Below are 5,848 nucleotides of genomic sequence, written 5' to 3'. Positions count from 1 at the left end.
CGTCAGCGTTCAGGCCCGTCGGCATCGCACCCCCTTGATTGGCATCGACGGCAGACAGCCGCACGGCGCCGTGTATATCTATTCAAGCATTAGCCTCGTCCTATGAATCGAACCTCTAGTGCATCCTTGTTGAAGGCACTTGGCCCTGGGCTACTGGTTGCCTGTGCAGCCGTTGGTGGCTCGCACCTGGTCTGGTCAACCCGAGCCGGTGCCGAGTTTGGCTGGCAGCTGGTCGGGCTGGTCCTGCTCGCCAACCTCTTCAAGTACCCATTTTTCCTCTACGGGCAGAAGTACACCGCAGCCACCGGCGAGTCCTTGCTCGCTGGCTATCAGCGCAAGGGCAACCTGTTCGTCTATATCTTTCTGGCGATCAACATCCTCACCGGCATCATCAATATTGCCGGGGTGTCGATGCTGAGTGCGGCCTTGCTCGCTGGCTTCGGACTCGAGGCGCTGCCTCTACCGCAGTTGACGGTGCTGATCATGATCGGCTGCGCCATCTTCATCTTCCTGGGGCATTACCGACTGCTCGATGGCATGGCGAAACTGGTCGTGGTGGTCTTGACCGTTTCGACCCTAGCAGCGCTGTTGCTCGCGATCGGCAAGGGACCGGTGATGCAGCCTGGGTTTGAGCCAACCTCGCCCTGGACCTGGGCCTCGTTCGGCTTCTTGATCATGCTGATGGGCTGGATGCCAGCGCCGCTGGACCTGTCGGCCTGGTCATCGCTTTGGATGTTCTCGCGCGAGCGCCAGACTGGACATCGGGCCACGGTTGGCGAGACCCTGATCGACTTCCATCTCGGCTATTTCATGGCCGTGGCCTTGGCGGTGGTCTTCCTCGCGCTCGGCGCACTGGTGATGTACGGCAGTGGCGAGCACTTCTCGCCGAGCGGCATCGCGTTCTCGAACCAGCTAATTGAGCTCTACTCGCGCAACATCGGCGCCTGGTCCTACGGGCTGATCCTGTTTGCTGCCTTCGTCACCATGCTCAGCACCTCACTGACCTGTGTCGATGGCTATCCGCGCGCACTGGCGGCCTGTACGACACTGCTCGCGCCGAAGCTGCTGCCTGCCTTCACCCGCGTGCATCAGGCCTGGATCGCGATTGCCGTGACCAGCGCCTCGGTCATCGTGCTCGGCTATGTGCAGAACCTGCTGCAGCTGCTGGGCTTTGCGGCCATCATCTCCTTCGTCACCTCACCGGTCTTGGCAGTGATTAATTTTCTCGTCATGAGTGGCGAGAATGTGCCGCCCGAACATCGGCCGGGACTGATCCTGAGATTGCTGAGCTGGGTTGGCATCCTGTTCTTCTTCGGCATGACCGCAGGCTTCATCTACGCGGAGTTTCTGCTCGAGTAGCCAGATGACCGGCATTGAAGCAGGCTGCCGTTCGACCACGGCCGAGGCGTTCAGGCGCTTGGGCTCTACAGCCTGCTTTAGCTGCAATCGCGGCTATGCTGCAATCCCGGCTATCCCGCAAAGCGCTCGATGAGCCATAGCACCAGGGCCATCATCAAGATCATCGGCACCAGCAGCGTCCAGGGCGAGACACCCCAAAGCTCGGGGAAGGTCTGAGCCTGGATGCGGCCTTTGTCCAAGATGTGCTTCTTCAACGTCGGGTAGAAATGGGCAAAGAGGCCGGCTCCGACCAAGATGCCGAAGAAGCCCCCGGTCAGCGCATCATAGGAGCCCTGCCCCATCGCGCCAGTGACCGTGCCCGGGCAGTAGCCGAGGGTGGCCAGCCCGGCGCCGAAGATGATGCCCCCAATGGCCGAGCCGCCGAGCGAGGCCGGCTTCGGCTGCAATCGGACATGACCAAAGTGCTTCAGCAGATAGATCCCGAGCGAGCCGACGATGATGGCCGAGAGCATGATCTTGACGACGGTCCAGTCTCGGAACAGCAGTTGGCCGAGAACCACGTCGTAATGGGTGAGGCCGCCCTTCTGCAGCAGGATGCCGAACAACACCCCCATCAGGAGTCCGAGTAGGAGCTGAAGCCGGCGATGATCGTGGAGTCTGGTGAGCATGGGATCAATCTCTCGCGTTCAATAAAGCAGCCAGGCAACGAGCACACCGGTTGCAAACAGACAGACCACCGCAATCCAGCTACTGATGGCCAGCTGCAGCGCTCCGCTGATGGCATGGCCGCTCGTGCAGCCGTCGGCCCAGCGCGCGCCGATGCCCATCAGGACGCCACCAGCAAAGGCCACCAAGAAGCGCAGCACCGGCGTATCGCCGAAATGCTGGCGCCAGAGCTCCGGAACCATCTCGAGATGCAGCGACTGGGAGAGAAAGGCCGAGAGAAAGGCGCCGATGAGGATGCCGATCACAAACATGAACTGCCAATCGACGATGAGCGGGGTCTTGCGGTAGTAGAGCTTCTCCTCCACCCGAGCGTCCCGCAGGTGCCGTTCGAGCATGCCGCTGAGGCGGGAATAGGTGGTGGAACAGCTCAGGAACTTGTCCGAGAGGAGAAAGGTAAACCAGCTCAATACGCCCATCGCAGCGCCGACAAAGTACGGCGACCAACTCTGCATCTGCAGCCAATGCATCAGCACCTACCCGGTTGTTCTTAGAAGGCTGCCTTTCTCCAGCAAGAGTGCCTAGGCTGTCAAGTGCGACAGCTGAGGTGCTGCGCAGGCAGCCACCGCCGCAAGGGCCGCCCAATGGCCGGTCTCAGCCTGAAGGACCCAGGGGGCGATACCCAGCTCGGCACTCACAGCAACGCCACTGCCTTGATCTGCGCATAGACCGACTGCCCCGGCGCCAGCGCCAGCCGCTCAGCGGAGCGCCGGGTGACTCGGGCCAGCACCGGCGAGCCGCTGACCTCGAGCTTCACCAGCCGCAGCGCCGGATGACTGTCATCACCCAGGGACAGAACCTTGGCCGGCAGCGTGTTTTGGATGCTGCTCTGATGGCTCGGATCGTGGGTGATGCTGACATCACGGGCAAGGATGCGCAGTCGTACATGGGCCCCAAGCTCGGCGCCGGTGTCGCGAGTCCAAAGACTGGCGCCGCAGCAGGCAACGCGCAACAGATGCCACCGCTCATCGCGCTCGGCCACCTGGCCATCGAGCACCACCCCGGCATCCTCACCGAGGCGGATCGGCAGATCGAGCCGCGAGAGGGTCTCATTCAGCGGCCCACTCGCGAGCACGCGACCAGCGTCCATCACCAGGATATGATCCGCTAACCGCGCAACCTCATCGGGCGCGTGACTGACATACAGCACCGGGATCTCGAGCTGGTCGTGCAGCCGCTCCAGGTACGGCAGGATCTCGAGCTTGCGCTTGAGATCGAGTGCGGCGAGCGGCTCATCCATCAACAGCAATCGCGGATTCACCGCCAGCGCCCGCGCCATGCCCACCCGCTGACGCTCGCCACCGGAGAGCGCCGCGGGCCGACGCTTCAGTAGATGGCCAATGCCGAGCAGCTCAATCGCCTGCTCGAGGCTGAAGCGGTCGATTCCTGAGCCATCCTCGGGGCTGCTATCCGCGCTGGCTCCAGCGGCGGTCTTGCCAAGTCTGTTCTCAGTGCTGGTCCCAATGCTGGTCTCTAGGCCCGGACCGGCGACCCCCCGAGCTCGCCCCGAGAAGCCATTAACGAGGCCCTGCCCTGCGCGATTGATCAGGCCGCTGCGACCCCGACTGCGGCGCTGCCCATAGCGCAGGTTGCCCAGCACGCTCAGGTGCGGGAATAGGCTCGCCTCCTGAAACACATAACCGATCGGGCGCTGATGTGTCGGCACCCAGATCTCGGCATCCTGCCAGACCTCGCCATTGAAGCGAATCTCGCCCTCAGCGGCGTGCTCCAGGCCAGCGATGCAGCGCAGCAGCGTGGTCTTTCCAGAGCCCGAATGGCCAAACAGCGCCGTCACGCCACGCGCCGGCAGATGCTCATTGACCTCGAGCTGGAAGCCAGGCCAATCGACGCGGAGTCGGGCTTGAATACCTAGCATGCTCAGACCCTCCGCCGATCCGGCCGCCAGGAATAGAGGACCAGGAGCACCAGAAACGAGAACACCAACAGCACTGCGGCCAGTCGATGGGCATTGCCGTATTCCAGCGCCTCGACGTAGTCGTAGATCTGCACCGAGGCGACCCGCGTCAGCCCGGGGATATTGCCGCCGATCATCAACACCACGCCGAACTCGCCCACCGTGTGCGCAAAGCTGAGGATGCCGGCGGTGACGAAGCCCGGCAGCGCCAGCGGCAAGGCGACGGTAAAGAAGCGATCCAGCGGTGAGGCACCCAAGGTCGCGGCCGCCTCCAACGGCCGCTCACCGAAGGCCTCAAAGGCGTTCTGCACCGGCTGCACCATGAACGGCAGCGAGTAGAACACCGAGCCGACCACCAGGCCCCAGAAGGTGAACGGCAGCAGGCCGATGCCCAGCGCTTCGGTCACCGCGCCGACCGCTCCATTCGGCCCCATGGTAACCAACAGGTAGAAGCCCAACACCGATGGCGGCAGCACCAGTGGCAGCGCCACCACAGCGCCGACCGGCCCTTTCCAGCGCGAGCGTGTGCGTGCCAGCCACCAGGCGATGGGTGTGCCCACGGTGAACAGGATCAGCGTCGTCACGCTCGCCAGGCGCAGCGTGAGGGCAATCGCCTCAAGATCGGTATCAGTCAAGAACATCACGTCAAACCTAGTCACTCTACGCTGCGGTGTGAGACGGCCAGAGCGCACGCAGCACTCCGGGCAATCCAACCGGCGACGATCTCGTCGGCGGCCCAAGCAGCAAGACACCTCCGGGCGTCCCAGCTTGGTCCCAGCCTGAGCCCAAAGCCTCGATCATTCGGTCTCGTAGCCGAAGTCGTGGATGATCGCCTCTGCCTTCTCGCCCTGGAGATAGGCAAACAGCTCCGTGACCGCCGGGTTGTCCTTGCCGCTGTCGAGTATCACCGCATCCTGGCGAATGGGCGCATGCATGTCGCCCGGCACGACCCAGCCTGAGCCCTTGCTGATCTCGCCGCCTTGCATCACCTGCGAGAGGGCGACGAAGCCGATATCGGCATTACCGGTATCGACGAACTGATAGGTCTGGGCAATGTTCTCGCCCATCACCAGCTTCGGCTCGATGGACGCTTTCAAGTCCAGCGCTTCCAGCGTCTCGATGGACGCCTCGCCATAGGGTGCCAATTTTGGGTTCGCGATCGACAGCTTGTTGAAGTCACCGGATTCCAACAGCGCTGGGCCGTCCTCGACCTTATCGGCATCGGCAGACCAGAGCACCAGGGTGCCAATCGCATAGGTGAAGCGCGACCCGGGTACGCCAACGCCCTCCTCTTCCAGCAGCTCCGGGCGCTTCTGATCGGCCGCGAGCAGGGCCTCGAACGGGGCACCGTTCTTGATCTGGGCATAGAGCTTGCCGGTCGACCCGTAGGAGGCCTTCACCTCATGGCCGGTGTCTTCTTCGAACAGCTCAATGATCGCCTTCATCGGCGCGGTGAAATTGGCGGCGACCGCGATCTGGGCCTCTTCGGCGGAAACGTTGCCAACGGCCATGAGGCTGATGAGGCTGAAGGCGCTAAGAACAGGGCGAACGGGCTGCATCGGACTGACTCCTTAGGGATCGTTGAATGACGTGGCTGCTGCGGGTGTTAGACCGTTGCGGAACTCGCGACGATTGCGATATCGCAATATACAGAATCGCATAACGCTCGGCAGCCGCTATGCTGGTATGCAGTATGCGTGCCGAGTTTCGGTCGCGCCTATCGACCAACGTGAGCGCCCGTCGCTCGAGACGTGTGAACGATGGGGCGCGCAGCACAACCATGTACAGAATCTCACGAGGAAACAGCATGAAGATCAGCGCCCGTAATCAGTTCCGCGGCAAGGTGGCACA

6 protein-coding genes are annotated in these 5,848 nt (G+C 62.7%); 1 reads left to right on the top strand and 5 read right to left on the bottom strand.

What is annotated here, in order from left to right; all coding sequences use genetic code 11:
* Positions 1 to 102: 102 nt before the first annotated feature.
* Complete coding sequence (locus tag ACY693_RS13955) at positions 103 to 1,359, top strand: NRAMP family divalent metal transporter (protein WP_462322431.1); 1,257 nt, start codon at positions 103 to 105, stop codon at positions 1,357 to 1,359.
* A gap of 110 nt (positions 1,360 to 1,469) precedes the next feature.
* Here the strand turns inward: ACY693_RS13955 and ACY693_RS13950 are convergent, their stop codons facing one another.
* From ACY693_RS13950 to modA, 5 genes are all read right to left on the bottom strand, one after another.
* Positions 1,470 to 2,027 carry a YeeE/YedE thiosulfate transporter family protein gene (locus tag ACY693_RS13950; RefSeq protein ID WP_462322430.1) on the bottom strand — a complete coding sequence of 186 codons (558 nt, stop codon included), beginning with the start codon at positions 2,025 to 2,027 and terminating at the stop codon, positions 1,470 to 1,472.
* A gap of 18 nt (positions 2,028 to 2,045) precedes the next feature.
* Positions 2,046 to 2,552 (bottom strand): YeeE/YedE thiosulfate transporter family protein, encoded by a 507-nt coding sequence (locus ACY693_RS13945; RefSeq protein WP_462322429.1) that lies wholly within the window; start codon positions 2,550 to 2,552, stop codon positions 2,046 to 2,048.
* A gap of 164 nt (positions 2,553 to 2,716) precedes the next feature.
* The gene (modC, locus tag ACY693_RS13940; protein ID WP_462322428.1) at positions 2,717 to 3,958 is read right to left on the bottom strand and encodes a molybdenum ABC transporter ATP-binding protein; all 1,242 of its coding nucleotides are present in this window, start codon (positions 3,956 to 3,958) and stop codon (positions 2,717 to 2,719) included.
* A gap of 2 nt (positions 3,959 to 3,960) precedes the next feature.
* On the bottom strand, positions 3,961 to 4,638 hold the full coding sequence (modB, locus tag ACY693_RS13935) for a molybdate ABC transporter permease subunit (protein ID WP_462322427.1): 678 nt from the start codon (positions 4,636 to 4,638) through the stop codon (positions 3,961 to 3,963).
* Positions 4,639 to 4,794: 156 nt separating this feature from the next.
* Entirely contained in the window at positions 4,795 to 5,556 is a 762-nt protein-coding gene (modA, locus tag ACY693_RS13930; protein WP_462322426.1) for a molybdate ABC transporter substrate-binding protein, read from the bottom strand.
* Positions 5,557 to 5,848 lie beyond the last annotated feature (292 nt).

The sequence above is a fragment of the Halochromatium sp. genome, from assembly GCF_054919635.1.
The sequence above is the reverse complement of the archived record's forward strand: the minus strand, read 5'-3'. Positions and strand labels throughout refer to the sequence as shown.

Excerpts from the sequence above, each read along its gene's own strand:
- ACY693_RS13945 (WP_462322429.1), bottom strand. The coding sequence starts at position 2,552 with ATGCATTGGCTGCAGATGCAGAGTTGGTCGCCGTACTTTGTCGGCGCT.
- modA (WP_462322426.1), bottom strand. The coding sequence starts at position 5,556 with ATGCAGCCCGTTCGCCCTGTTCTTAGCGCCTTCAGCCTCATCAGCCTC.
- ACY693_RS13955 (WP_462322431.1), top strand. The coding sequence starts at position 103 with ATGAATCGAACCTCTAGTGCATCCTTGTTGAAGGCACTTGGCCCTGGG.
- modC (WP_462322428.1), bottom strand. The coding sequence starts at position 3,958 with ATGCTAGGTATTCAAGCCCGACTCCGCGTCGATTGGCCTGGCTTCCAG.
- modB (WP_462322427.1), bottom strand. The coding sequence starts at position 4,638 with ATGTTCTTGACTGATACCGATCTTGAGGCGATTGCCCTCACGCTGCGC.
- ACY693_RS13950 (WP_462322430.1), bottom strand. The coding sequence starts at position 2,027 with ATGCTCACCAGACTCCACGATCATCGCCGGCTTCAGCTCCTACTCGGA.